Annotated in this window: 21 protein-coding genes, 1 tRNA gene and 1 pseudogene; 14 read left to right on the forward strand and 9 right to left on the reverse strand. The window is 67.6% G+C overall.

Annotated elements, in window-relative coordinates; all coding sequences use genetic code 11:
• The 5 genes from ACIQF0_RS19765 to ACIQF0_RS19785 all read left to right on the forward strand — a co-directional run bounded on the left by ACIQF0_RS19765 (position 1) and on the right by ACIQF0_RS19785 (position 6,011).
• Complete coding sequence (locus ACIQF0_RS19765; protein WP_401031142.1) at positions 1–423, forward strand: DUF4259 domain-containing protein; 423 nt, start codon at positions 1–3, stop codon at positions 421–423.
• A 487-nt stretch (positions 424–910) separates the two neighbouring features.
• Positions 911–2,776 carry an NHL domain-containing thioredoxin family protein gene (locus ACIQF0_RS19770; RefSeq protein ID WP_401031144.1) on the forward strand — a complete coding sequence of 622 codons (1,866 nt, stop codon included), beginning with the start codon at positions 911–913 and terminating at the stop codon, positions 2,774–2,776.
• Positions 2,777–2,812: 36 nt separating this feature from the next.
• Positions 2,813–3,106, forward strand: a complete 294-nt coding sequence (locus ACIQF0_RS19775; protein WP_084401587.1) for a co-chaperone GroES — start codon at positions 2,813–2,815, stop codon at positions 3,104–3,106.
• Positions 3,107–3,388: 282 nt separating this feature from the next.
• Entirely contained in the window at positions 3,389–5,173 is a 1,785-nt protein-coding gene (locus ACIQF0_RS19780; protein WP_401031490.1) for a VanW family protein, read from the forward strand.
• 46 nt (positions 5,174–5,219) lie between these two features.
• The gene (locus ACIQF0_RS19785; RefSeq protein WP_401031145.1) at positions 5,220–6,011 is read left to right on the forward strand and encodes a DUF1206 domain-containing protein; all 792 of its coding nucleotides are present in this window, start codon (positions 5,220–5,222) and stop codon (positions 6,009–6,011) included.
• Here ACIQF0_RS19785 and ACIQF0_RS19790 read toward each other — a convergent pair.
• Positions 6,001–6,447: a hypothetical protein gene (locus tag ACIQF0_RS19790; protein WP_401031147.1), complete on the reverse strand. Its 447-nt coding sequence runs from the start codon at positions 6,445–6,447 to the stop codon at positions 6,001–6,003. The two genes, ACIQF0_RS19785 and ACIQF0_RS19790, sit on opposite strands and share 11 nt — an antisense overlap.
• A 171-nt stretch (positions 6,448–6,618) precedes the next feature.
• On the opposite strand from ACIQF0_RS19790, the pseudogene ACIQF0_RS19795 reads away from it, so the two are divergent.
• Positions 6,619–7,647 (forward strand): annotated as a pseudogene (locus ACIQF0_RS19795) (Cmx/CmrA family chloramphenicol efflux MFS transporter); the annotation flags it as partial.
• 72 nt (positions 7,648–7,719) lie between these two features.
• Here the strand turns inward: ACIQF0_RS19795 and ACIQF0_RS19800 are convergent.
• A complete protein-coding gene (locus tag ACIQF0_RS19800; RefSeq protein ID WP_401031149.1) occupies positions 7,720–9,555 on the reverse strand; it encodes an acyl-CoA dehydrogenase in 1,836 nt (611 codons plus the stop codon).
• Positions 9,556–9,960: 405 nt separating this feature from the next.
• The gene (locus ACIQF0_RS19805) at positions 9,961–10,995 is read right to left on the reverse strand and encodes an FAD-dependent oxidoreductase (protein WP_401031150.1); all 1,035 of its coding nucleotides are present in this window, start codon (positions 10,993–10,995) and stop codon (positions 9,961–9,963) included.
• 80 nt (positions 10,996–11,075) lie between these two features.
• Here ACIQF0_RS19805 and ACIQF0_RS19810 point away from each other — a divergent pair, with 80 nt between their 5' ends.
• Positions 11,076–11,654 (forward strand): TetR/AcrR family transcriptional regulator, encoded by a 579-nt coding sequence (locus ACIQF0_RS19810; protein WP_401031152.1) that lies wholly within the window; start codon positions 11,076–11,078, stop codon positions 11,652–11,654.
• Here ACIQF0_RS19810 and ACIQF0_RS19815 read toward each other — a convergent pair.
• Positions 11,616–12,254 carry a response regulator transcription factor gene (locus ACIQF0_RS19815; protein ID WP_360040622.1) on the reverse strand — a complete coding sequence of 213 codons (639 nt, stop codon included), beginning with the start codon at positions 12,252–12,254 and terminating at the stop codon, positions 11,616–11,618. The genes ACIQF0_RS19810 and ACIQF0_RS19815 overlap by 39 nt on opposite strands.
• Positions 12,255–12,496: 242 nt before the next feature.
• On the opposite strand from ACIQF0_RS19815, the gene ACIQF0_RS19820 reads away from it, so the two are divergent.
• Complete coding sequence (locus ACIQF0_RS19820) at positions 12,497–14,005, forward strand: sodium:solute symporter family protein (protein WP_360040625.1); 1,509 nt, start codon at positions 12,497–12,499, stop codon at positions 14,003–14,005.
• On the opposite strand, the gene ACIQF0_RS19825 is transcribed toward ACIQF0_RS19820, so the two are convergent.
• A complete protein-coding gene (locus ACIQF0_RS19825) occupies positions 13,965–14,327 on the reverse strand; it encodes a hypothetical protein (protein ID WP_360040628.1) in 363 nt (120 codons plus the stop codon). The two genes, ACIQF0_RS19820 and ACIQF0_RS19825, sit on opposite strands and share 41 nt — an antisense overlap.
• Positions 14,328–14,444: 117 nt before the next feature.
• Here ACIQF0_RS19825 and ACIQF0_RS19830 point away from each other — a divergent pair, with 117 nt between their 5' ends.
• Entirely contained in the window at positions 14,445–14,861 is a 417-nt protein-coding gene (locus ACIQF0_RS19830; RefSeq protein ID WP_360040630.1) for a hypothetical protein, read from the forward strand.
• Here the strand turns inward: ACIQF0_RS19830 and ACIQF0_RS19835 are convergent.
• Positions 14,858–15,289, reverse strand: coding sequence for a PH domain-containing protein (locus tag ACIQF0_RS19835; protein WP_401031156.1), 432 nt, complete (start codon positions 15,287–15,289; stop codon positions 14,858–14,860). The two genes, ACIQF0_RS19830 and ACIQF0_RS19835, sit on opposite strands and share 4 nt — an antisense overlap.
• A 74-nt stretch (positions 15,290–15,363) precedes the next feature.
• Positions 15,364–15,437 (reverse strand) — tRNA-Gly (locus ACIQF0_RS19840).
• Between the two features lie 106 nt (positions 15,438–15,543).
• Here ACIQF0_RS19840 and dcd point away from each other — a divergent pair.
• Entirely contained in the window at positions 15,544–16,125 is a 582-nt protein-coding gene (gene dcd, locus ACIQF0_RS19845; protein WP_093595475.1) for a dCTP deaminase, read from the forward strand.
• Here dcd and ACIQF0_RS19850 read toward each other — a convergent pair.
• Positions 16,122–17,102, reverse strand: a complete 981-nt coding sequence (locus ACIQF0_RS19850) for a cation diffusion facilitator family transporter (RefSeq protein ID WP_401031158.1) — start codon at positions 17,100–17,102, stop codon at positions 16,122–16,124. The genes dcd and ACIQF0_RS19850 overlap by 4 nt on opposite strands.
• A 232-nt stretch (positions 17,103–17,334) precedes the next feature.
• Here ACIQF0_RS19850 and ACIQF0_RS19855 point away from each other — a divergent pair, with 232 nt between their 5' ends.
• The 4 genes from ACIQF0_RS19855 (at position 17,335) to ACIQF0_RS19870 (ending at position 20,583) form a co-directional block, all read left to right on the forward strand.
• On the forward strand, positions 17,335–17,886 hold the full coding sequence (locus ACIQF0_RS19855; RefSeq protein ID WP_401031160.1) for a MarR family winged helix-turn-helix transcriptional regulator: 552 nt from the start codon (positions 17,335–17,337) through the stop codon (positions 17,884–17,886).
• A 129-nt stretch (positions 17,887–18,015) separates the two neighbouring features.
• The gene (locus ACIQF0_RS19860; protein ID WP_401031162.1) at positions 18,016–19,323 is read left to right on the forward strand and encodes a hypothetical protein; all 1,308 of its coding nucleotides are present in this window, start codon (positions 18,016–18,018) and stop codon (positions 19,321–19,323) included.
• 32 nt (positions 19,324–19,355) lie between these two features.
• Positions 19,356–19,736, forward strand: a complete 381-nt coding sequence (locus ACIQF0_RS19865) for a phage holin family protein (RefSeq protein ID WP_401031164.1) — start codon at positions 19,356–19,358, stop codon at positions 19,734–19,736.
• A gap of 67 nt (positions 19,737–19,803) precedes the next feature.
• On the forward strand, positions 19,804–20,583 hold the full coding sequence (locus ACIQF0_RS19870) for an SdrD B-like domain-containing protein (protein WP_401031165.1): 780 nt from the start codon (positions 19,804–19,806) through the stop codon (positions 20,581–20,583).
• A 57-nt stretch (positions 20,584–20,640) separates the two neighbouring features.
• Here the strand turns inward: ACIQF0_RS19870 and ACIQF0_RS19875 are convergent, their stop codons facing one another.
• Positions 20,641–22,860: a (Fe-S)-binding protein gene (locus ACIQF0_RS19875; RefSeq protein ID WP_401031167.1), complete on the reverse strand. Its 2,220-nt coding sequence runs from the start codon at positions 22,858–22,860 to the stop codon at positions 20,641–20,643.
• Positions 22,861–22,957: the final 97 nt, after the last annotated feature.

Below are 22,957 nucleotides of genomic sequence, written 5' to 3' on the forward strand. Positions count from 1 at the left end.
GTGGCTGCGAAGATCGCCGCCATGGGCACCTGGGACATCGGACACTTCGACAACGACACCGCCGCGGACTTCTCCGGCTCGCTCGACGAGGCACCGGAGGGCGAGCGCGAGAACATCATCCGCACCGCGCTGACCAGCACGATCGAGGCTGACGAGTACCTCGACAGCTACGAGGCGTGCAAGGCCCTGGCCTCGGCCGCGCTGATCGCCGCGCAGTGCCCCGGCGGCACGCCGATCACCACGGCGTACGCCCCCGACAAGCCGCTGCCGGTCCTCTCACCCGACCTGCGACCCCTCGCCGCCCAGGCACTCGACCGCATCCTGGCGGCGGATTCGGAGCTCCCGGAACTGTGGGACGACACCGACCACGGCCCGCAGTGGCGGCAGAGCGTCGCCGACCTCAAAGCCGTCCTTCTCACCTGATCGACTCGGCAAGGTCGTGCCACTGGTCTGGACGTGCTGCCGGAAGCAGGTCAACTCTTCCGAGCTCGGCGCTGGATGCTTCGAGACAGTTGCGGGCGGCCCACCCTCGGAGCCTTCAGCGCGCGGATGATCTCGGGTCGTTCAGACGGTTTCGTGCCTCGCAGCGCGATGGCCAACGCCAGCACGTTGGCAGACGCCATCGCAATCGCTGTGAGTGTTGTCGCTAGGACGACAGCGGACACGCATGCACCTCATGACCCAGCGGCATCGACATGGACAAGTGTGTGGGCCCGAGCGGCGTGAGCACACCGGCTCCGATTCGAACGAACCGTGATGGCCTAGAAATTTCACGTTGTGTGAGCTCTTGTCACAGTTTGTGGGGTGAGGCGTGCCTTGTGAACCCCATCGAGGGGGTCGGACAGGGGCAGGATTGGGAGAGGAATGGGGAGGATTCCATGAAAGGGTTGACGCGCCCGGCGTCCACCTGATGGACGCCGGAACACCCCGACTGTCCACAGTGTTGGATACCGCCGTGACGACTGTGAAGCGCCGTGCCCGTGTCCGTGCCCCTGAACTGGTAGGACGGGGCTGGCTGAACACCGGCGGCGAGCAGATCAGCCTCAAGGACCTGCGCGGCAAGATCGTGCTGCTCGACTTCTGGACCTTCTGCTGCATCAACTGCCTGCACGTCCTGGACGAGTTGCGGCCCCTCGAGAAGGAGTTCGAGGACGTCCTCGTCACCATCGGCGTGCACTCGCCGAAGTTCGTCCACGAGGCCGACCCGGAGGCGCTCAAGGCCGCCGTCGAGCGGTACGAGGTGCACCACCCGGTCCTGGACGACCCGGAGCTGACGACCTGGCAGCACTACGCCGTGAAGGCGTGGCCGACGCTCGCGCTGGTCGACCCCGAGGGCTACGTGGTGCACGTCGCCGCTGGTGAGGGGCACGTCGAGGCGCTGAAGACCATCATCAAAGAGCTGATCGACGAGCACGACGAGAAGGGCACGCTGCATCGCGGCGAAGGGCCGTACCAGGCGCCGGAGCCGGCGAGCACCACGCTGCGGTTCCCGGCGAAGGCCATCGTGACGCCGAGCAACACGCTTCTCGTCAGCGACTCCGCCCACCACAGCATCGTGGAGCTCGAAGCGGACGGCGAGACCGTCATCCGTCGCATCGGCACCGGCGAACGCGGCAGGCAGGACGGCACTACGCCCAGCTTCTCCGAGCCCGCCGGTCTCACGCTCGTCCCCAACACTCACGGCTACGACGTCGTCATCGCGGACACGGTCAACCACCTCCTCCGCGGCCTCGATCTCGACACCGGTGAGGTCACGACCCTCGCGGGCACCGGCGAGCAGTGGCGTGACGGCGAGACGGACGGGCCCGCCGACAAGATCGAGCTGACCAGCCCGTGGGACGTCGCCTGGTGGAACGGCGGCGTCGCCATCGCCATGGCCGGCAACCACACGCTGAGCTTCTTCGACCCCGCGCAGAACACCGTCGAACGACTCGCGGGCACGACCGTCGAGGGCATCAACGACGGACCAGCGGAAGGCGCTTTCTTCGCGCAGACGTCCGGGCTCGCGGCGGACGGCGATCGGTTGTGGATGGTCGACTCCGAGACGAGCGCGCTGCGCTACCTCGAGAACGGCGAGGTCCACACGGTCATCGGCAAGGGGCTGTTCGCGTTCGGCCACAAGGACGGCGACGCGGACGAGGCACTGCTGCAGCACCCGCTGGGCGTCACGGTCCTCAAAGACCACTCGGTCGCCATCAGCGACACCTACAACAACGCCATCAGGCGCTTCGACCCCGAGACGAACACCCTCACCACCATCGCCACGGACATCGCCGAGCCGTCCGACGCGCTGATCGTCGACGACGAGCTCGTGGTCGTCGCGAGTGCGGCGCATCGGCTCGAACGGTTCGCGGCGGCCGCGACGAAGATCGACGGCGCGGCCCACGAGGTGAAGCGCCCGTCGACCGACATCGGGCCGGGAGCGTTCGAGCTGGCGGTCATCTTCACCCCGCCGACCGGGACGAAACTGGACGAGAGGTACGGACCGTCCACCCGTCTCGAGATCACCAGCTCACCCCCTGAGCTGATCCTGGAAGGCGCGGGCGTCGGCACGGAACTGGTACGGGCGTTGCGGATCAACGATCAGGTCACGAACGGCGTTTTGCACGTCGTAGCGCAGGCCGCCAGTTGCAGTGACGATCCTGCCGACGAACACCCGGTCTGCCGCCTGACCAGGCAGGACTGGGGGGTGCCGGTTCGAGTTGTTGCCGATGCACCTACCAGACTTCCGTTGCTCATGGGCGGCATGGACGAGGAGGGTCCGCAGGCCACGTAGACTCTGCGGGTGCCTGATGTCAAGCTCGAGATCCAGATGCTGTACGACCGGGTAATGGTCCGCATTTCGCCGGAGGATGGCGAGCGGCGTTCCAGCGGTGGCATCGTGATCCCCGCTACGGCCCAGATGGCGAAGCGGTTGGCGTGGGGTGATGTGTTCGGAGTCGGTACCAGCGTGCGCCACGTGAAGGTCGGCGACCGGGTGATGTTCAACCCGGAAGATCAGCTTGAGGTCGAGGTGCACGGCACCACGTATCTCGTGATGAGGGAACGCGATCTGCACGCGGTTGCGACGGAGCTCACCGAGCACGGTACTGGTCTGTATCTATGAGCCGCCGGTTGTGATCGACGCCTGATAGCTGCACACATTTGCCACCTCAGGAGAGACAGGGCGACGGGGAGAGCTGTGCCGTACGACGCTGACAAGACGAGAGCGATGCCTCCGGTGGGTCCCGGCGGCACCTCCTCCGAGCAGACGACCAAGATCGCTCCGGTCCGGGTGGACACCTCGACCGAGGCGTGGCCGTCTGAGGAGCCGGACTCGAGCGAGCCGACCGTCACCGCTGCCGTGCCCGGTGTCGGGTACCCGGCCAGCGAGGACGCCACCGAGTACATGAGGCCGGTGCTGCCACCGGAACCGCGGCCGGAGGACTCCGGTGTCTACGGGCCGGTGATGATCGAGCCCGGCGAGGACGAGGCCCAGCCGAAGTTCAACCGGAAGCGGGCGGTCATCGTGGCCGCGGCCGTGGTCGGCGCCTTCGGCCTGCTCTACGGCCTCGACATCCTCGTTTCCAGCGGCAACGTGCCGCGCGGCGTGACGGTGGCGGGTGTCGACGTCGGCGGTCTGAGCCACGCCGACGCCGAGAAGAAGCTGCGTGACGAGATCGGCCCGCGCCTCGACAAGCCCGTCGCGCTCAAGGCCGGCGACGTCACCGCCGAGCTCGACCCCAAGTCCGCGGGTCTGGAGCTCGACTGGAACGGCACGATCGACCGTGCGGGCAGCCAGCCGCTGAGCCCGATCACGCGCGTCACCTCGTTCTTCACCAGCCGCGAGGTCGGTGTCGCGACGAAGGCGGACGACGCGAAGGTCTCCGGCGCGCTCGAGGCCCTGCGCCCCAAGCTCGACCACGAGCCGATCGAGGGCACCATCAAGTTCGAGGGCGCGAAGCCCGTCGCCGTCGACCCGCACGACGGCCAGAAGCTCAAGGCCGAGGACGCGGCCGGTGCCGTCGTCGCGAACTGGGCGTCCGGCAACCCGGTCGAGGTCCCGATGGACTTCACCGCCGTCAAGACGACCAAGGAGGGCGTCGAGAAGGCGCTCAACGACGTCGTGAAGACCGCGGTCTCCGGTCCTGTCGTCATCAAGGGCGAGGGCAAGGACGCGACGCTCTCGCCGGAGCAGATCGGGGCCACGCTGGCCTTCGCTCCCGGCGAGGGCGGCGCGCTGAACGTCACGCCGAACAAGGACAAGCTCGCCGAGGTGACCGCGCCGCAGCTCAAGGACACGGTCAAGGAGGGCAAGGACGCCGAGATCGTCTTCGAGGGCGGCAAGCCGACGGTCAAGCCGTCGGTGGACGGCCTCGACCTCGACTGGGACAAGAACCTCCAGCCCTACTTCGACACGCTGAAGAAGACGGACGCGCGCGAGGTCAAGTTCGAGTACAAGCACACGCCCGCGAAGGTCACCACCGAGCAGGCGAACAAGATGGGCATCAAGGAGGTCATCGGCGAGTTCCAGACCGGTGGCTTCGCCGCCGCCTCCGGCGTCAACATCCGGGTGGTCGCCGAGAAGGTCAACGGCGCGATCGTGAAGCCCAAGGAGACGTTCAGCCTCAACAAGTACACGGGCCCCCGCGGTACCGCGCAGGGCTACGTCGAGGCGGGCATCATCGAGAACGGCATCCCCGGCATGGCGGTCGGTGGCGGCATCTCGCAGTTCGCGACCACGCTCTACAACGCGTACTACTACGCGGGCATGAAGGACGCGGGCCACAGGGAGCACAGCTACTGGATCACGCGGTACCCGAAGGGCCGCGAGGCCACCGTGTTCATGGACAACGCGGGCAACAGCCTGATCGACATCGCGTTCACGAACCCGGACGACACGGGCGTCGCGATCCAGACGATCTGGACCGGTTCGTCGATCAAGATCGTGCTCTGGGGCACCAAGAACTACGACGTCACCGGCTCCACCAGTGGCGACTTCAACCCCACCCAGCCGCAGGAGAAGAAGGTCAGCAAGGCCGGCTGCGCGCCGAGCAACGGTGCCCCCGGCTTCTCGGTGACGGACACCCGCACGATCACGGACCGCCGCTCCGGCCAGTCCCGCAACGAGTCGCGCACGGTCCGCTACGACCCGCAGTTCAAGATCATCTGTGAGCCGCCGCCCGGCGGCTGAGCAACATTCAGGTTCACGGTGGCCACGCGGGGGTATTCACCCCTTCGTGGCCACTGTTGCGCAGGAAGCGCGAAGACACCCCGTCGTCCAGACGCTCGGACGCGCGGGAATGGTGTTGTACGGGGTCGTGCACGTCCTTGTGGCGTGGCTTGCGATCCAGGTCGCGTTCGGTGACTCCGAACAGGCCGACTCGAAGGGCGCGGTCAGCGACATCGCCCAGGGCGGCGTGTGGCTGCTGTGGACGCTGGGCATCGGGCTCGTGTTCTTCGCGCTGTGGCAGCTGCTTCTCGCGTTCGTGGGGTACACGTACATCGGGAAGAAGCGGAAGCGGATCTCCAAGCGCATCGGGTCCGCGGCCCGCGCCGTCACGGCGACCGGTATCGCGCTGGGTGCCTTCAAGTACGCGACGGGCTCCGGCGGCGGCGGTGACCAGAACCAGCAGCAGCAAGAACTGACGGCGCAGGTGCTCGCCCTGCCCGCCGGCCAGTTCCTCGTCGGCGCCGTGGCGATCGGCATTCTCGCCATCGCTGGCGTGATCATCTACAAGGGCATCAAGAAGTCCTTCGAGAAGGACCTCGACATGAGTCGGGCTCCGAAGTGGATCGAACCGGTCGGCAGGGTCGGCTGGATCGGCAAGGGCGCCGCGTACGGCGTGATCGGTGTCCTCGTCGGGCTCGCCGCGATCAACGCGGACCCCGAGCAGTCCGGTGGCATGGACAAGGCCCTGAAGACGTTGGCGGCACAGCCTTACGGCATGTTCCTGCTGTCCGCGGTGGCGATCGGCATCGCCGCGTTCGGCTTCTACTGCTTCGCCGCCGCGCGGGCGCTCAAGGAGTGATGCCGGTGGCCGCGAGCCTGTGCCGATGCCGGGCCGCGGCCGCCTGCGCCTCCACCGTCATCGACGCCAGGACCTGCCCCGCCGCCACGTAGAAGACGTTGGGGCTGGTGTTGTCCGGACCCCAGCCGGGACTTCCCCGCAGCAGCAGGAGATCCCCCGGATCCGGGTTCATCGCCTCGAACCAGGAGTCCTGCTCGACCCCTGTCCGCTGCCACGCGATCACGGCCTTGGTGCCGCTCCCCGCTCGTTGGTACACCTGCGCGACGCTCGCCAGCTCTGCTCCCGGCGATGCGTCGCGCAGCTCGTTCATGTGCCGCTGGTACCCGAACCACAGCTCGTCCTGGCGGACCTGCCGGTTCTTCAGACGGCGCAGGACGACCGTCGCGAGCGCCACGACGCCGGCGATCGCGCACACCATCAGCAGGTACAGGAACACCGGCCAATCTTTGATTCCGAACGAGGGACTGTCAACTGACAACGAAATCAAGCTGCATCTGGTGAGGTGATCGCGCTAGCGTGCCGGTCATGTCGAGTCCTGAGGCATCCAGGGTCGGGTCTGCGGTCTAACCGTCAGCCCCGAAAACCCTTCATCCCTCGGAGCTCCTCCGTGCCTTTCTCGCTGTACCTGCTTGCCCTGGCCGTGTTCGCCATGGGCACTTCCGAGTTCATGCTCTCCGGGCTGTTGCCCGCCATCGCCGCCGACTTCGACGTGTCCGTCGGCACCGCGGGCCTGCTCACCTCCGCGTTCGCCGCGGGCATGGCCGTCGGAGCGCCGCTGATGGCGGTGCTCGCCCGCACCTGGTCGCCGCGCCTGAGCCTGTTCGGGTTCGTCGTCGTGTTCCTGGTCGCGCACGTGGCCGGTGCCGCCACGACGAGTTTCGCGGTGTTGCTGGCGTCCAGGGTGCTTGCCGCGCTCGCGAACGCCGGGTTTCTCGCTGTGGCACTGACAACGGCCGCCGCGCTCGTGCCGCCGCAACGACGTGGACGGGCGCTCGCCGTGCTGCTGTCCGGCACGACGGTGGCCACGATCGCCGGTGTGCCGGGAGGAGCGTTGCTCGGTACCGCGCTCGGCTGGCGTGCCACGTTCCTCGCGGTCGCCGTGCTCTGCGTGCCGGCCGCGATCGGTGTGCTGCAAGGGATTCCGGCGCACCGGGAGCATGTCGCGCCACCGGCGTTGCGTCCGGAACTCGCCGAACTGGTCAAGCCGAGGCTGGCGTTGGTCATCGCTCTCGCGGTCCTCGTGAACGCGGTGACGTTCGGCCACTTCACGTTCCTCGCGCCGGTGGTGACGGACGTCGCCGGGCTGAGCGAGTGGTGGGTGCCGGTCGCGCTGGTGCTGTTCGGCGTCGGCTCGTTCCTCGGCGTCGCCATCGGCGGCAGGCTCGCGGACACCTCGCCACGGCCTGTCGTGGCGTTCGGCGGGCCGTTGGTGCTCGCCGGCTGGGTGAGCCTCGACGTGCTCGGAAGGGAGCCGATCGCGTTGCTGGCACTGGTCTTGGTGCTCGGCGCGCTGTCGTTCGCGGTCGGCAGCACGTTGATCGCGCGCGTGCTGCACCACGCGTCAGGGGCACCCACGATGGCCGGTTCCTACGCGACCGCCGCGTTCAACGTCGGCGCCGCCATCGGCCCGATGCTCTTGTGACGCGATGAAAAACGGGTCCGCGCACCCCGGGCAGGGGATGCGCGGACCCGTCGTCCGTGAGGCGTTCTAGAAAACGCTCTCGTCGATGTCCATCAGCGCGTTGTCCGTGGACTCGGCGATCTTGCGGCGCGAGGTGAGCTCCGGCAGCACGGTCTTCGCGAAGAACGACGCCACGGCGATCTTGCCCTCGTAGAACGCCTTGTCCTTGGCGGACGGCGTGCCACCGAGCTTCTCCAGCGCGACCTCGGCCTGGCGCAGGAGCAGCCAGCCGACGAGGACGTCACCCGCGGTCATCAGCAGGCGGACCGAGTTCTGGCCGACCTTGTAGAGGTTGCGGACGTCCTCCTGCGAGGTGGTCAGGAACCCGACCAGCGCGCCGAGCATCCCCTGCAGGTCTTCGAGACCCTGCTTGAGCAGCGCCCGCTCCTCCTTCAGGCGACCGTTGCCGCCCTCGTTGTCGAGGAACTTCTGGATCTCGCCGTTGATGAACGTGAGCGCCTGGCCCTTGTCGCGGATGATCTTCCGGAAGAAGAAGTCCAGCGACTGGATGGCCGTGGTGCCCTCGTACAGCGAGTCGATCTTCGCGTCGCGGATGTACTGCTCGATCGGGTACTCCTGAAGGAAGCCCGAACCGCCCAGCGTCTGCAGCGACTGCGCCAGCTGCTCGTACGCGCGCTCCGAGCCGACGCCCTTGACGATCGGCAGCAGCAGGTCGTTGACCTGGGCCGCCAGCTTGGCGTCGTCGCCGCCGAGCATCACCTTGTCCTGCTGCGTCGCGGTGTACAGGTACACGGCGCGCAGGCCCTCGGCGTACGCCTTCTGCAGCATCAGGCTGCGGCGCACGTCGGGGTGGTTGGTGATGGTGACGCGGGGCGCGGTCTTGTCCGTCATGCGCGTCAGGTCGGCGCTCTGCACGCGCTCCTTGGCGTAGGACAGCGCGTTCAGGTAACCGGTCGACAGCGTCGCGATGGCCTTGGTGCCGACCATCATGCGGGCGTACTCGATGACGTCGAACATCTGCGCGATGCCGTCGTGCACCTCGCCCAGCAGCCAGCCCTTGGCGGGCACGCCGTGCTGGCCGAACGTCAGCTCGCACGTGGTGGACGCCTTGAGGCCCATCTTGTGCTCGACGTTGGTGACGAAGGCGCCGTTGCGCTCGCCCAGCTCACCGGACTCCGGGTCGAAGTGGAACTTCGGCACCAGGAAGAGCGACAGGCCCTTGGTGCCCGGCCTCGCCTCGACGCCTTCGCCCTCGGGACGCGCGAGCACCATGTGCATGATGTTCTCGGTCAGGTCCTGGTCGGCCGACGTGATGAAGCGCTTCACGCCGTCGATGTGCCAGGAACCGTCCTCCTGCTTGAAGGCCTTGGTGCGGCCGGCGCCGACGTCGGAACCGGCGTCCGGCTCGGTCAGCACCATCGTGGCGCCCCAGCCGCGGTCGATCATCAGCTGCGCCCACTGCTTGTCGCGCTCGGTGCCGTTGTTGTAGACGACCGTCGCGAAGCTCGGGCCGGCCAGGTACATGTAGACGGCCGGGTTCGCCCCGAGCAGCAGCTCGGACGCGGCCCAGGTGACGGACGGCGGGGTGCCGAAGCCGCCCAGCTCGTTCGGCAGGAACAGGCGGTACCACTCGCCGTCCCACACCGCCTGGTACGACTTCTTCAGCGACTCCGGCAGGGTTGCCGAGTGCGTCGCCGGGTCGAACACCGGCGGGTTGCGGTCGGCGTCGACGAAGGAGTCCCCCAGGACACCCTCCGCGAGGTTCTTCACCTCGGCCAGCACGCTGCGCGCCGTGTCCTCGTCGGACTGCTCGAACGGCCCCGTGCCGAGGTGGTCCTGCACGTTGAAGACCTCGAACAGGTTGAACTCGAGATCCCGGACGTTGCTCTTGTAGTGGCCCATCTCGTCAGCTCACTCCTCAGGGTCGCGGCGGGGTCGCCTACTGACCGGTAACAACAGAGTATTACCCGACAGTAACCCCGGCAAGGCCGACCACCCACTGGTGGCGAAGTAGACAGTCCACTGAGTGACCTGAATCGGGCATGAGGGCCGGTCAGACGTGTATCGGGCGTCCGGGGGTCATCTGGGGGAGTTGCTCAGCGGGCGGGACGGCATGACAGGTTCAGGGGCCCGCACCTCGTCTCGGACACCGCACGGCAGGCGCTGTGTGGGCAGGACGCCATGCGGTAGACGCGTGCTGCAGGTGCGGTGTGCCAGGCGTGAGCGGCCGACAGCTGTGTCCGGGCGGGCGACCGCTGACGGGGCGTTGCCTGCCGGAAGCCCTGGCCCCTGGGCTTGCCGTGCTGGTCAGACGCGCGCCGGGCGCTCGCGGACCATCTCGAGCAGTGCGGGATTCGTTCGTTCGGCGAAGCTCACCGAGCGGGGCAACATGACGGATTCGTAGGCCCGCACCCCGTCCCGGACACCGTCCGCGGCGATCGCGAGCGCCAGTTCGGCCGCGTCCTGCATGGCGAGGTTCGCCCCGACGCCCAGTGGAGGCTGCAGGTGGGCGGCGTCGCCGAGCAGTGTCACGCCGGGCGTGTGCTCCCAGACGTGGGGCACTGGCAGCGAGTACAGCGGACGGTGGATGAGCTCGCCGTCGAGGAACGCCAGCAGCGACGGGTGCCAGCCCGCGTAGAGCTCCTTCAGGTCGGCGTTGGAGGGCTTCCAATCCTCGCTCGCTCGCGCGCACGCATACGCGCGGATGTGATCGCCGCTGTTGCGCTGAGCCCAGAGCATCAGGCCGTCGTCGTCCGCGACCATCGTGCCCTGGCCGGTGAGGTCGAGCAGTCGTTCGTCGTTGTCGTGCCGGGTCTCGACGAACATCACGCCGGTGTACAGCGGCACGGCCTGCGTCAGGGCGGGACGGACCCGCGACCAGGCGCCGTCCGCCCCGATGACCAGGTCGAACGTGGCGGTGGAGCCGTCCAGGAAGGTGATCTCGCCCGGCTTCGCCGAGTCGATGCCCAGGCCCCAGGTGACGGTTCCCGGCGCGAGCGAGTTGAGCAGGAGCCGGCGCAGCTGGCCGCGGTCGATCTCCGGCCGGAAGTCGCCCTCCGCTGGTTCGTGCTCGACCAACGCGGCCGTGGCGTGGTCGACCTTGCGCTGCTCCTGGCCCTCGAAGCGGGCGAGTGCGCGCCACTGTTCGAAGAGACCCGCGGCGCGTACGGCCTCCTGGCCGCTGCCGGCGTGCAGATCGATGGTGCCGCCCTGCTGGCGGGCCTCCGGCGAGCTCTCCCGCTCGAAGACGGTGACGTTCTCGAAGCCGTGCAGCTGGAGAACGCGGGCACAGGTGAGGCCGCCGATGCCGGCCCCTGCGATGGCGATGCGTGGTGTGGTCATGTCCCCATGAAAGCGTATCGACTACAAAAGTGCAATCACTACACTTTTCAACTCAGTCAACTCTCAGTTAGGATCTGGCGGTGACCGAACTCGGCCGCCGTGAGCGCAAGAAGCTGCAGACCCGCCAGTCGATCTCCGACGCGGCGCTGGAGCTGTTCATGGCGCGCGGGTTCGACGACGTGGGTGTCAAGGAGATCGCCGATACCGCGGACGTGTCGGTGACGACGCTGTTCAAGCACTTCCCGAGCAAGGAGTCGCTGCTCTTCGACGAGGACGAGGAGCAGGAGTCCGCGCTGCTCGGCGCGGTGCGCGACCGGCCGGCCGGCACGTCGATCCCGCAGGCGTTGCGCGACCACTTCGTGGAGGCGGCCAAGGGGCACGCCGACCACCCGCTGTTCGCCGACTTCCAGCGGCTGGTGCGGTCGACGCCGGCGTTGCGGACTTACGCGCACCGGATGTGGATGCGTCATCAGGAGGCGTTGGCGCAGGTCATCGCCACGGACATCGGTGCGCCCGAGGACGACGTGAGGTGCGCGGCGCTGGCCCGGTTCGCCCTGGAGGCGCGGGACCTGATCTTCGATCGGCCCGACCGCGAACGGGCGGCCGACGAGGTGTTCGGGCTACTCGAGCACGGCTGGGCGGCCGATCAGCAGGCCTGACCGGTAGGCGAGCGACACCGCGTGCGTCCGGTCGCGTGCGCTGAGCTTGCGCAGGATGCCCTTCACGTGGGTCCGCACGGTCTCCACGGAGAGGATCAGCTCGTTCGCGACCTGCTGGTTCTCCAGGCCGTCGGCGATGAGCGTGAGCACCTCGTACTCGCGCTTGGTCAGCATGGGCCGTTCCTTCGGCCGCAGATCGGGGTGCACGTACCCGCGCGAACGGAAGGTCTCGGCGATCACCCGGACGATCTGTTCCGGCTGGGCCGATCGCGGTACGACGCCGCGGACACCTGCCTCTAACGCCGTCGTCACGTAGTTCGCGTGCGAGTGCGCGTCGCGGACCAGCCCGATGACCAGCAGGGCCGGGTCGCGTTCGACCAGCAGCCGGGCGACGTGGCCGACCGGGTCGAGCACGGAGTCGATGAGCAGCACGTCGGGACGCAGTCGTTCGTGCAGGCGAACGGCAGCGTGCAGATCGCCGGTCGAACCGAGCCAGCGCAGGCCTGGGGTCCTCCTGATCAGGGCGGACAGGCCTTCGCGGTAGAGCGGCACCGGATCGATCAGCGCGACGCCGGGGGCAGGCCGGCTGGGCGGGAGCATCAGCACCTCCGTTCGTGCTTCCAGAGGAGTGACGTAGTTCCCTCGGACGTGTGACGCGGAATAGACGGTTCATGTGTATGAACAAGGGTCACGAATGTGATTCAAGACGGCCGAAGGTCTTCCGCCCCACGGCAACAGTCTCGTAAGACCTACGTCACATATCCCGTGCGGATGTGCCAGGTTCCGCCGCCATGAGGCCTGGTGCTCTCGCGGGCACACGTGTGTGCACGCAAGGAGGTCACATGGGCACCCTCGATTGGGTCGTGGTTGTCGGCTATTTCTTCGTGATGGTCGCCATCGGGCTCTGGTCGCGTGGGCGGGTCCACAACATCGCCGACTTCTTCACGGCAGGCGGCAAGATGCCGTGGTGGTTGTCCGGCATCTCGCACCACATGTCGGGCTACAGCGCGGTCATGTTCGTCGCGTTCGCCTCTGAGGCGTACCGGCTCGGACTCACCGTCTACGTGTGGTGGTCATTGACGATCGGCATCGGCGTCGGCATCGGTGCGTTCCTGTTCGCGCCGCGGTGGAACCGGCTGCGCTCGAAGCACGACGTCAAGTCGCCGCTCGAGTACCTGGCCAAGCGCTACAACCTGCCCACCCAGCAGGTCATGGCCTACGCGGGCGCGTTGCTCAAGGTCGTCGACATCGCCGCCAAGTGGGCGGCCGTCTCGATCCTGCTGCGCGGCTTCGCCGGCGTCCCGATCACCTGGGGCATCATCATCATCGGCCTGGTCACGATGCTGTACTCGGTGCTCGGCGGCCTCTGGGCCGACGCGCTCACCGACTTCGGCCAGTTCATCATCCAGGCCGCCGCGGGCTTCGCGATGCTCTTCGCCGTCGCCGGCCGCCTCGGCTGGGACTTCCCCGTGACGATCTGGGACAAGCTCCCGGAGAGCCACAGCGACCCGCTCGCCGGCCCGTACACGTCGACGTTCCTCATGGCGCTCTTCCTGATCAAGACGCTGGAGTACAACGGCGGCATGTGGAACCTGGCGCAGCGGTACATGGCCGCGCCGTCGGGCTTCGCGGCCAAGCGCTCGGCACTGCTCTCGTCCGCGCTGTGGCTCGTGTGGCCGCTCGTGCTGTTCTTCCCGATGTGGGCCGCGCCGCTGATCGTGCCGGGCCTCGAAGGCGCTCAGGCGGAGAACGCGTACATCGAGATGGGCAAGCAGATGCTGCCCGCGGGCATGATCGGCCTGGTCCTGGCGGGCTTCTTCTCCCACACCATGGCCATGGTGTCGTCGGACGCGAACGTCATCGCCGCCGTCATCAACCGCGACATGCTGCCGCACATCTGGAAGAAGGTGAAGACGTTCACGGCGGACAACCAGCTGCTGCTGGCCCGCATCACGACGTTCGCCTTCATCGGCATCAGCATGATCATCGCGATCGCCTCCGGAGGCCAGGGCTTCGTGCTCAAGGTGGTGGTCGACCTGGTCGCCGCCACGATGGGCCCGATCGCGATCCCGTTGATGCTCGGCCTGCTGCCGTGGTTCCGCAAGGTCGGCTCGACCGCGGCGATGGCCTCCGTGATCGGCGGCCTGGGCATGTGGGCGTTCCTCTACATCGAGCAGATGAACAAGGCCGCCTGGGTCACCAAGGGCGTGCTCGTGTCGTGGCCGCTGCTGCTCTCGCTGGTGCTCTACCTGGCGATCGGCTTCCTGAAGAAGGAGCCCGACACCGAGCGCGACATCCTGCTCGACTCGCTCAACTCCGATGAACCGGAACCGGAGAAGGTGAAGGCGTAAGCCTTTCGTTCCGCATGATCCTCGCGGCGGCGCACCCGAACAGGGTCGCCGCCGCGAGCCACACGTAGGGCATGGGCGTGCCGGTGTAGGTCTGCGCCGTGGACGCCAGCACCACCGTCGCACCCGCGACCAGCCCGGTCGTCTGCGTCACCGGGAACTCACTCCGCAGCACCGTGACGACCGCGACGGGCACCAGCAGGAAGCCGTAGGCGAACACGCGCGTGATCAGGTTGGCGTGATCGGTGATCTCGTACTGGAGCGCGGGGAGGGCGAGCACCGTGAGGACCACGCCCACGGCGAGTCCGGTCCCGAGGCTCTTCACGCTCTGCCCTTGCCAGGAACGCGTCATGCGCTACAGGACGTATGTGTGACCCGTTGGTTGCCGTGGCGTGCGTCATCGTCACGAGACTCTTCCCCGCCTCCCATGCACAGTGGATGCATGGGTAAGTGGTCTCCCGCAGACGACGCGGAACTCGCCACCGGCTGGCGGCTCTGGCTGGAGCTGAGCGACCGCGTGTGGCCGGACCCGTCGTGGGACGGCACACCGGCCGACGCCATCCGCCAGGTCCGCTCGCTGCTCGAGGTCTGCGAGGAGATCCGACTTTCCTACCTCGCCGAGTCGCTGCGACCTTCCACGGCGCTTCTGCAGTTGCTGCAGTCGATGTCGTTCGTCGCCTCGTTCGCCGTCGACCTGTGGCACGACGACACGCACCCGTTGGACGTGGAACGCGCCGAACTGCTGCACGGCGACCTGGCGTCCTTCGCTGACCACGTGGCCGGCGTGCGAGCGGCCTTGGCCCGAGGCGGCGGCTGGGCGGAACTGGACCGCCGCCCGTGGGGCCTGCCGGTCGACTAACCGGCCTGCTGTTCCCGCGCCGCAAGGCGTTCGGTGACCGCCTGCACGAGCGCCTTCGCGTGCGGCTCGTCCTTGGTGGCCCACCCGCGCATCGCCTCGCACTGCACGACCCGGCCGTCGGTCATCAAGATCGACACGCGCTGGATGCGGCCCTTCTCGTGGTCGATGCCGTGGATGTCGTCCCACCGCAGGAACTGGTCACGCCACGAGTTGCGCACGAGAACCCCGTCCGACCTCACGACCACCGCCAGCCGCCAGGTCTGGATCACCGCCGCCGTCAGCAGACCGATGAGCAACCCGAGGAGAGCGTTCGCGGCCAGCCCGTCCGCGACGTCGTAGATCCGGAACGCCAGGACGAAGTACCCGAGCACCGATATGACCAGGACGCTGACGCGCAGCGCCGGCCTGCGGAAAGTAGTGACCCCCATGGACCGAAGCTAGCCTGGTGCGGACCTGGCTGACCCGGAAACGACGAAAGCCCTCCAGCTGGAGGGCTTTCGGGTGGAGCGGGTGACGGGAATCGAACCCGCCTCTACAGCTTGGGAAGCTGTCGTTCTACCAATGAACTACACCCGCGCGATCAAGCTCGTCGCCGATCATACACAGGGCGGCACGCAGACCGGCAACGTGACGTCCCACGGTGCTGGCTCGCCAACCACGCCAACTCGGTTAGCCTGTCCGGGTGCTGCTGAGTGACCAGGATCTGCGCAAAGAGGTCGAGTCCGGCCGTCTCGCTCTCGACCCGTTCGACGTCGAGATGCTTCAGCCGTCGAGCATCGACGTGCGGCTGGACCGGTTCTTCCGGGTCTTCAACAACACCAAGTACACCCACATCGACCCCTCGCAGCAGCAGGACGAGCTGACGAGCCTGGTCGAGACGCCCGAGGGCGAGCAGTTCGTGCTGCACCCCGGCGAGTTCGTGCTCGGGTCGACCTACGAGATGGTGACGCTGCCGGACGATCTGGCCGGGCGGCTCGAAGGCAAGTCCAGCCTCGGCCGGCTCGGGCTGCTGACGCACTCCACGGCGGGGTTCATCGACCCCGGCTTCTCCGGGCACATCACGCTGGAGCTGTCGAACGTCGCGAACCTGCCCATCACGCTGCACCCCGGCATGAAGATCGGGCAGCTGTGCCTGTTCAAGCTGTCGAGCCCGGCGGAGCACCCGTACGGTTCGAAGCAGGCCGGCAGCCGGTACCAGGGCCAGCGCGGGCCCACGCCCAGCCGCGCCTACCTTAACTTCAGCCGCACGGACACGCGCCGCTAGCTCAGGTCCCCGTAGCGCTCCAGCACGCGGCGGCGCAGTTCGGGATCGGTGCGCGGGACGGGTTCCAGGAAGATCTCGTCGAGGTCAGGGAACTCCGCGCGCAGTTCCGCGGAGATGCGCACGCAGGCGTCTTCCAGCTGGTGGGCGGTCAGGGCGTCGTCGAAGTCCAGTCGTGCGCACAGCAGGACGCGGTCGGTGCCGATGAGCATCGTCAGGATGTCCACGACGGCGTCGACCTCGGGTACCTCGCCCAGCCGGCGCCAGATCGCCTTCACCATCACCGGGTCCGCCTGCCGTCCGATCAGCAGGCCGCGGTTGGTGCGGGCCAGCACGTAGGCGACCGACGCCAGCAGCACGCCGATCGCCAGTGAAGCGAGGCCGTCCCACACCGACGAGCCGGTCAGCTGGTGCAGGCCGAGGCCCGCGAACGCGAGCAGCAGGCCGACGAGGGCGGCCGAGTCCTCGAGGAAGACGGTCTTGACCGTCGGATCGTCGGACACGCGCAGGAAGTCCCAGAAACCGCGGCCGTGTGCGGCGGACTCGGAGCGGACCTGCCGGAACGCCTGCGTCCACGAGATCGACTCGAGTGCGAACGCCAGGCCGAGCACCAGATAGCCCACCCACGGCCGGGTTTGCTCTTCTGGCGAACCGAAGACCGTGCGGAAGCCTTCGTAGAACGCGAACATCGCGCCGGAGGCGAAGATCGAGACCGCGGCCAGCAGGGACCAGAAGTAGCGCTCCTTGCCGTAGCCGAACGGGTGGCGGCGGTCGGCAGGGCGGTCCGAGCGGCGCAGGGCGGTCAGCAGGAGCGCCTCGGTGAACGTGTCGGCCACCGAGTGGGCGGCCTCCGAGAGAATGGCGGCCGAACCGGTCAAAACGCCCGCAACGGCCTTCATGATCGCAATCGCCAGATTGACCAGCAGGGCCAGTACGACGGTGAGGGTGCTTTCGCCGGAGGCCTGCGGCTTCTCGCTCATGGCGATCAGCTTAGGGCGGCGGGCGTACGCGCACCTGCTGCGCTCGCCGCGCCTGATCGTTACTGCATTCGAGTGACATTCGGGGGTCGGGGCAACATCCAGATGTCCTGAGGTGTCTTAAGGCTGGGATCTGCTCCGGGGGGACGCTGATCACCAGGGGGTAAGACGGAACGGCCCGCGTCCGGGGAGTGACGCGGGCCGTTCTGCATGTGGGCGCAACTACCATCACAGGATGGGCAAGCGTGGTGCGGACGACACCGATGCCGAGGTCGAGTCGTGGAGGGCCATGGTTCCGGCGATCGATCCGGTGGTCGAAGGCGTGGTCGACCGGGTGCACCAGATCAGCAAGTACCTCGACTTCCTCGCCACGGAGATCGCCGCGCCGCACGGGCTCAACCGCGCCGACTACGAGATCCTCGCCCGGCTCTTCTGGATCGGGCCGCCGCACCGGCTCACGCCCAAGCAGCTCGCGAACGGCACGCTGAGCCCGGCCACCACGATCACGAGCCGCCTCGACCGGCTGGAGAAGGCGGGCCTCGTCGTCCGCGAACTCGACCCGAGCGACCGCCGGTCGTTGCCCGCGACGCTGACCGACGCCGGCCGCGAGATCTTCCTGCGGATCGTCGCCGGCCAGGCCGAACGGGAGCGCGACCTCTTCACCGCGCTGCCGGGTGCCGATCTGGAGCACCTGCGCGACCTGCTACGCCAGGTGATGGAGGTGCTGTCCGGCGAACTCGGGCCCGCGCACCGTCGCACGCGGCTCGCACTCGACGGCAAGGAGTAATTGCTACGAACTCGTACTATCCGATATCGTGCTAAATGCGCGAGAGGGAGGGGTGCGAGATGGGTGGTTACCCGCTGTCCGAGTGACCGGTGTCATGCAACGCTGACCCCCGGCGTTCCGATGTCCTAAATGGACAACACGAACGCTGGGGGATCAGTGAAGAACGTCTTCGCCGTCACGCTGACGGCCGCGCTCGTCCTGGCCGCGACAGGCGCTCCCGCCTTCGCACAGGACGAGACGATCACGGTGGAGGGGCTCGTCTACCTCGACCGCAACGCCAACCGCACCTTCGACGCCGGTGACAGCATCCGTGCGAACGGTGTGGGCGTGCGCGTCACCGACCAGGGCACGCACCAGACCGTCGGCGACTTCGGCACCGGCGCGGACGGCCGCTACCGGGCGGTGCTGCCCAAGGGGCCGTCGTACTCGGTGGCCGTCTGGGAACTCGAGTACAGCTTCAACCGGGTCAGCTACGACAGCGTGACCGAGAGCAGGACGGACGCCGACTTCAACCTTCTCGGCCACGTCGTCACCGGCTCCACCTTCGTCGACGCCAACGGCGACGGCGTGAAGCAGGCCGATGAGAAGGTCCACCAGGGCAAGGTCAAGGCCGTCGGCACGGCGGCAGGCGGCCGCGCGGTCGAGCTGGAGACCCAGGCAGGCCAGGACGGCACCTACTCGCTCGACCTGCCGAACGGCGATTTCACCGTCACCGCACCGGATCTCACCGCGGACCGCCTCGCACTGGCCGAGCCGAAGACGGCCGACGACGTCGACTGGGTGACCGGCTCTCGCAAGATCCAGCAGATGCTCGACAACCGCACGCACCGCCTCGACCTGCGTTACGTCGAGGCCCAGGCGGACATCGCCCTCGACTCCGCGATCTCGCCTGCCAGGGACACCCACACCCTCGGCGACCAGATCGACCTCGAGCTCACGCTCTCCAACAAGGGCAACGTGCCGGTCGCTCCGACGTTCGTCCTGGGCAGCCTGGCCGCGAAGGTCCTGTCGTACAGCGACAACGTGACGCTGCGTCCCGGCACCCGCGAGGACTTCACCGTCAAGGACAAGATCCTTCCCGGCAAGCAGATCGAGGTCGCCCTGAAGCTCGAGCTGGACGACATCACGTACACCGAGGTGCACGCCATGGCGCGCTTCAACTTCGGTCGTCTGCCGGACGTCAACCGCCGGAACAACGTCGCGACGAAGCCGATCAAGATCGTCGAGAAGGGCACCGCCACGACGACCGCACCGGTCACGTCGACCACCGGCGCCGCCTCGCCGGCCACCACGACCACTCCGGCCGTGGCCAAGGCGGGCAACAACTCCGGCCTCGCGTCGACCGGTGCCTCGCCGCTGGGCTTCCTCGGCCTCGGCTCGGTGCTGCTCGCGGCCGGTCTGGGAGCGTTCTTCGTGGCGCGCCGCCGCCGCTCCTGACCACTTAGGACCCGTCACGGTTAGTCTGCGGCATGGGCATCTTGGTGCAAGTGCTGCTGACTGCCGTGGCGGTCTGGGTGTCGACCGCCCTCCCGGGCATCGACCTGGGCGAGGGCTCGACCGGGTCGAGGATCCTCACGCTGATCGGCGTCGCGGTGATCTTCGGCCTGATCAACGCGATCGTGAAGCCGCTGGTGAAGTTCTTCGGCTGCCTGTTCTACCTGGTGACGCTCGGCCTGATCGGGCTCGTGGTGAACGCGCTGCTGTTCATGTTCACCGGGTGGATCGCCGAGCAGCTCGACCTGCCGTTCCGCGTCGACGGCTTCTGGCCCGCGTTCTGGGGCGCGATCATCGTCGCCCTGACCGGCTGGGTGCTGAACGTGGTCTACGACAAGGTCACCGACAGCGACTGACGCAACCTCGGCGCGCAGCGCACGTCTCCCAAGGTGAATGTTCACTTCATGTCCTGGGGGATTTGAAATGCGTGCTGTGACAAGACTTTCCGCACTCGGACTCGCACTGGCCGCGTCGGCCTTCGCCGTTCAACCGGCGATGGCCGACGAGCCCGGCGGCGTCATCACCGGGTCGGCGTGGTTCGACGACAACGGGGACGGCGTCCGGCAGCCGGGCGAGGCGCCGCGGGCCGGCTACACCTTCCTGATTCCGGGGCTGTACGAGGTGGCGACCACCGACGCGAACGGCGACTACCGGTTCGAGAACATCCCGGCGGGCACCTACGTGGTGACCATGTTCGCGCGGAGCTGGGACACGACGTTCACCAAGAACGGCGGCGACTCGGACTTCGGCCAGAACACGCTTCAGACGGAGCGGTTCACTCTCGGGGCGGGCGGCCAGGCCGGTCCGTACGACGCGGGTTTCGTGCAGGGACGGTACGACCCGTCGGTCAGCCGCCTGGACGCGCCTCGCGTGATGAAGGTCGGTGACGTGGTCGATGTCGAGGTCACCTACCGGAACAAGAGCAACATGCCCACGCCGATGTACGGCACCGCCACGTTCCCGCCGGGTCTGACCCCGTTGTCCACCAACGCACCCGCAGGGTTCATCGACGGACAGCGCGTCTACCTGTCGAGCTTCTACCAGGCGGACACCTACATCGGCGAGTCCGTCACCTACACGGTGAAGGCACGGGTGGACACGCAGATCAGGCACGGCGAGATCGTCGCGACCGCCGAGACGTCCGGTGCGACGGACGCCGATCCGGGCAACAACGCCAAGAAGATCAAGGTCTGGGCTCACTGACCACCAACGGAAACGGCCCCGGTCCACAGTGGACCGGGGCCGTTCCTGTCGCCTGACTCAGACGTTCGCGTCCTCGGCTGCCGGCTCCGGCTGCCCGCGCTTCACGGACTCCAGCAGCATCTGCGCCACGTCCACGACCTCGACGTGCGCCCCGGCCAGGCCATCGGCCTGACGCGCGGTCACGCCGTCGGTCAGCATCACGCGGCAGAACGGGCAACCGGTCGCGATCTTCGACGGCGCCGTGGACAACGCCTCGTCCACGCGGTCGACGTTGATGCGCTTGCCGATCCGCTCCTCCATCCACATGCGCGCGCCACCGGCACCGCAGCACATGGACCGTTCCTCGTGCCGCGGCATCTCGCGCAGCTTCGCACCGGACGCCCCGATCAGCTCACGCGGTGCCTCGTAGACCTTGTTGTGCCGGCCCAGGTAGCACGGGTCGTGGTACGTGACGTCCTCGGTGACTGGCGCGACCGGCACCAGACGGCGTTCGCGCACCAGCTTGTTCAGCAGCTGCGTGTGGTGCACGACCTCGTACGTGCCACCGACCTGCGGGTACTCGTTGGCCAGGGTGTTGAAGCAGTGCGCGCACGTCACGACGATCTTGCGCTGACCGGCGGGCCGGTCCTCGAACACCGAGTTGAGCACCTCGACGTTCTGCTGCGCGAGCATCTGGAACAGGAACTCGTTGCCGGCACGGCGGGCCGGGTCACCGGTGCAGGTCTCCTCCGGGCCGAGCACCGTGTACTTCACGCCCGCGGTGTGCAGCAGTTCGGCGACGGCACGCGTGGTCTTCTTCGCGCGGTCCTCGTACGCACCGGCACAACCGACCCAGAACAGGTACTCCGCGTCGCCCAGCTCGCCGTCGAACACCGGCACCTCGAACTCGAGGCCCTCGGTCCACGCCAGGCGGTCCTTGGAGTTCTGGCCCCACGGGTTGCCCTTGTTCTCCAGGTTCTTGAACATGCCGCCGAGCTCGGACGGGAAGTTCGACTCGATCAGCACCTGGTAGCGGCGCATGTCGACGATGTGGTCGACGTGCTCGATGTCCACCGGGCACTGCTCGACGCACGCGCCGCAGGTCGTGCAGGACCACAGCACGTCGGGGTCGATGACGCCCAGCTCGTCGGGGCCGCCGATCAACGGTCGGTCGGCCTCGGCCATGGCCAGCACGTCGATGGACTCGAGGCGCTTCTTGTAGTCCTCGTACTTGTCCTCGGTGAGGCCGACCTCGTCGCCCGCCATGTCGCGCGAGCCACCGGCCAGCAGGTACGGCGCCTTGGCGTACATGTGGTCGCGCAGCTGCGTGATGACCAGCTTGGGGGACAACGGCTTGCCGGTGTTCCAGGCGGGGCACTGCGACTGGCAGCGGCCGCACTCGGTGCAGGTGGAGAAGTCGAGAACGCCCTTCCAGGTGAAGTCCTCGACCTTGCCGACGCCGAACACGTCCTTGTCCGGGTCGGCCTCTTCGAGATCGAGGACCTTGCCGCCGGACATCATCGGCTTCAGCGCGCCCAGAGCGACGCCACCGTCGTCCTCGCGCTTGAAGTAGATGTTGAAGAACGCCGAGAACCGGTGCCAGGCAACGCCCATCGTGAGGTTGCGGCCGACCACGATCAGCCAGATCATGCCGCTGAGCAGCTTGACCAGCGCCATCACGGACACCCAGATCGCGGCGGTCGGCAGCAAGTGCGAGAGCGGCTGCGTCACGAACGACGTCCACAGCGGCGCCTCTTCCAGGCCTGCCGACTGCTTGAACGCCTTGACCAGCAGGATGCCGACGCCCTCGATGATCACGACGGCTTCGACGAAGTACGCGGACTTGAAGTCCGAGCCCTGGAAGCGTGAGAGCCGGTCGGCGCGGCGCGGGTGGTTGCGCTGGCGGATGACCGCCAAGGCGACACCACCGACGACGGTGCCGAGGCCCAGCAGCTCGATCAGCAGCAGCCAGACCGACCACGTGCCGATGATCGGCCAGTGGAAGTGCGGGTCGAACACCTCGCCGTACGCCTCGAACAGCACCGCGGACCCGATGAGGAAGCCCCACATCACCATCCAGTGCCACGGGGCGACCGAACGGAACTTCGCCATTCTGGTGTGCGCGACGAACTCGACGATCATCGTCTTCAGGCGTGGCACGAACGGCCCGAAACGGGTGCCGTCCGGCTGGCCGAGCCGGATGATCTTGATCTGCTTCAGCACGGCGGCGACGAACACGCCCCAGGCGACGACGCTCACCGCCACGGCGACGAGTCCGAGAACCAGCTGGAGGGTCATGGCGGGAGTCTAGGACACGTTACTGACCAGTAACCACTTGGACGTGGCCGGTGTCTCCTCACGTACCGGTCAAGTATCCGGAAATTGATCAAAAACT

The organism is Lentzea sp. NPDC092896, assembly GCF_044754905.1.
Taxonomy (GTDB): domain Bacteria; phylum Actinomycetota; class Actinomycetes; order Mycobacteriales; family Pseudonocardiaceae; genus Lentzea.

Bases quoted from the DNA above. Each gene is read 5' to 3' on its own strand.
- ACIQF0_RS19830 (WP_360040630.1), top strand. From the start codon at position 14,445: ATGGGTAAGTGGTCTCCCGCAGACGACGCGGAACTCGCCACCGGCTGG.
- ACIQF0_RS19860 (WP_401031162.1), top strand. From the start codon at position 18,016: ATGGACAACACGAACGCTGGGGGATCAGTGAAGAACGTCTTCGCCGTC.
- ACIQF0_RS19850 (WP_401031158.1), bottom strand. From the start codon at position 17,102: ATGAGCGAGAAGCCGCAGGCCTCCGGCGAAAGCACCCTCACCGTCGTA.
- ACIQF0_RS19855 (WP_401031160.1), top strand. From the start codon at position 17,335: ATGGGCAAGCGTGGTGCGGACGACACCGATGCCGAGGTCGAGTCGTGG.
- ACIQF0_RS19775 (WP_084401587.1), top strand. From the start codon at position 2,813: ATGCTGTACGACCGGGTAATGGTCCGCATTTCGCCGGAGGATGGCGAG.
- ACIQF0_RS19805 (WP_401031150.1), bottom strand. From the start codon at position 10,995: ATGACCACACCACGCATCGCCATCGCAGGGGCCGGCATCGGCGGCCTC.
- ACIQF0_RS19800 (WP_401031149.1), bottom strand. From the start codon at position 9,555: ATGGGCCACTACAAGAGCAACGTCCGGGATCTCGAGTTCAACCTGTTC.
- ACIQF0_RS19820 (WP_360040625.1), top strand. From the start codon at position 12,497: ATGGGCACCCTCGATTGGGTCGTGGTTGTCGGCTATTTCTTCGTGATG.
- ACIQF0_RS19780 (WP_401031490.1), top strand. From the start codon at position 3,389: ATGAGGCCGGTGCTGCCACCGGAACCGCGGCCGGAGGACTCCGGTGTC.
- ACIQF0_RS19870 (WP_401031165.1), top strand. From the start codon at position 19,804: ATGCGTGCTGTGACAAGACTTTCCGCACTCGGACTCGCACTGGCCGCG.
- ACIQF0_RS19835 (WP_401031156.1), bottom strand. From the start codon at position 15,289: ATGGGGGTCACTACTTTCCGCAGGCCGGCGCTGCGCGTCAGCGTCCTG.
- ACIQF0_RS19865 (WP_401031164.1), top strand. From the start codon at position 19,356: ATGGGCATCTTGGTGCAAGTGCTGCTGACTGCCGTGGCGGTCTGGGTG.
- ACIQF0_RS19875 (WP_401031167.1), bottom strand. From the start codon at position 22,860: ATGACCCTCCAGCTGGTTCTCGGACTCGTCGCCGTGGCGGTGAGCGTC.
- ACIQF0_RS19770 (WP_401031144.1), top strand. From the start codon at position 911: ATGGACGCCGGAACACCCCGACTGTCCACAGTGTTGGATACCGCCGTG.
- ACIQF0_RS19815 (WP_360040622.1), bottom strand. From the start codon at position 12,254: ATGCTCCCGCCCAGCCGGCCTGCCCCCGGCGTCGCGCTGATCGATCCG.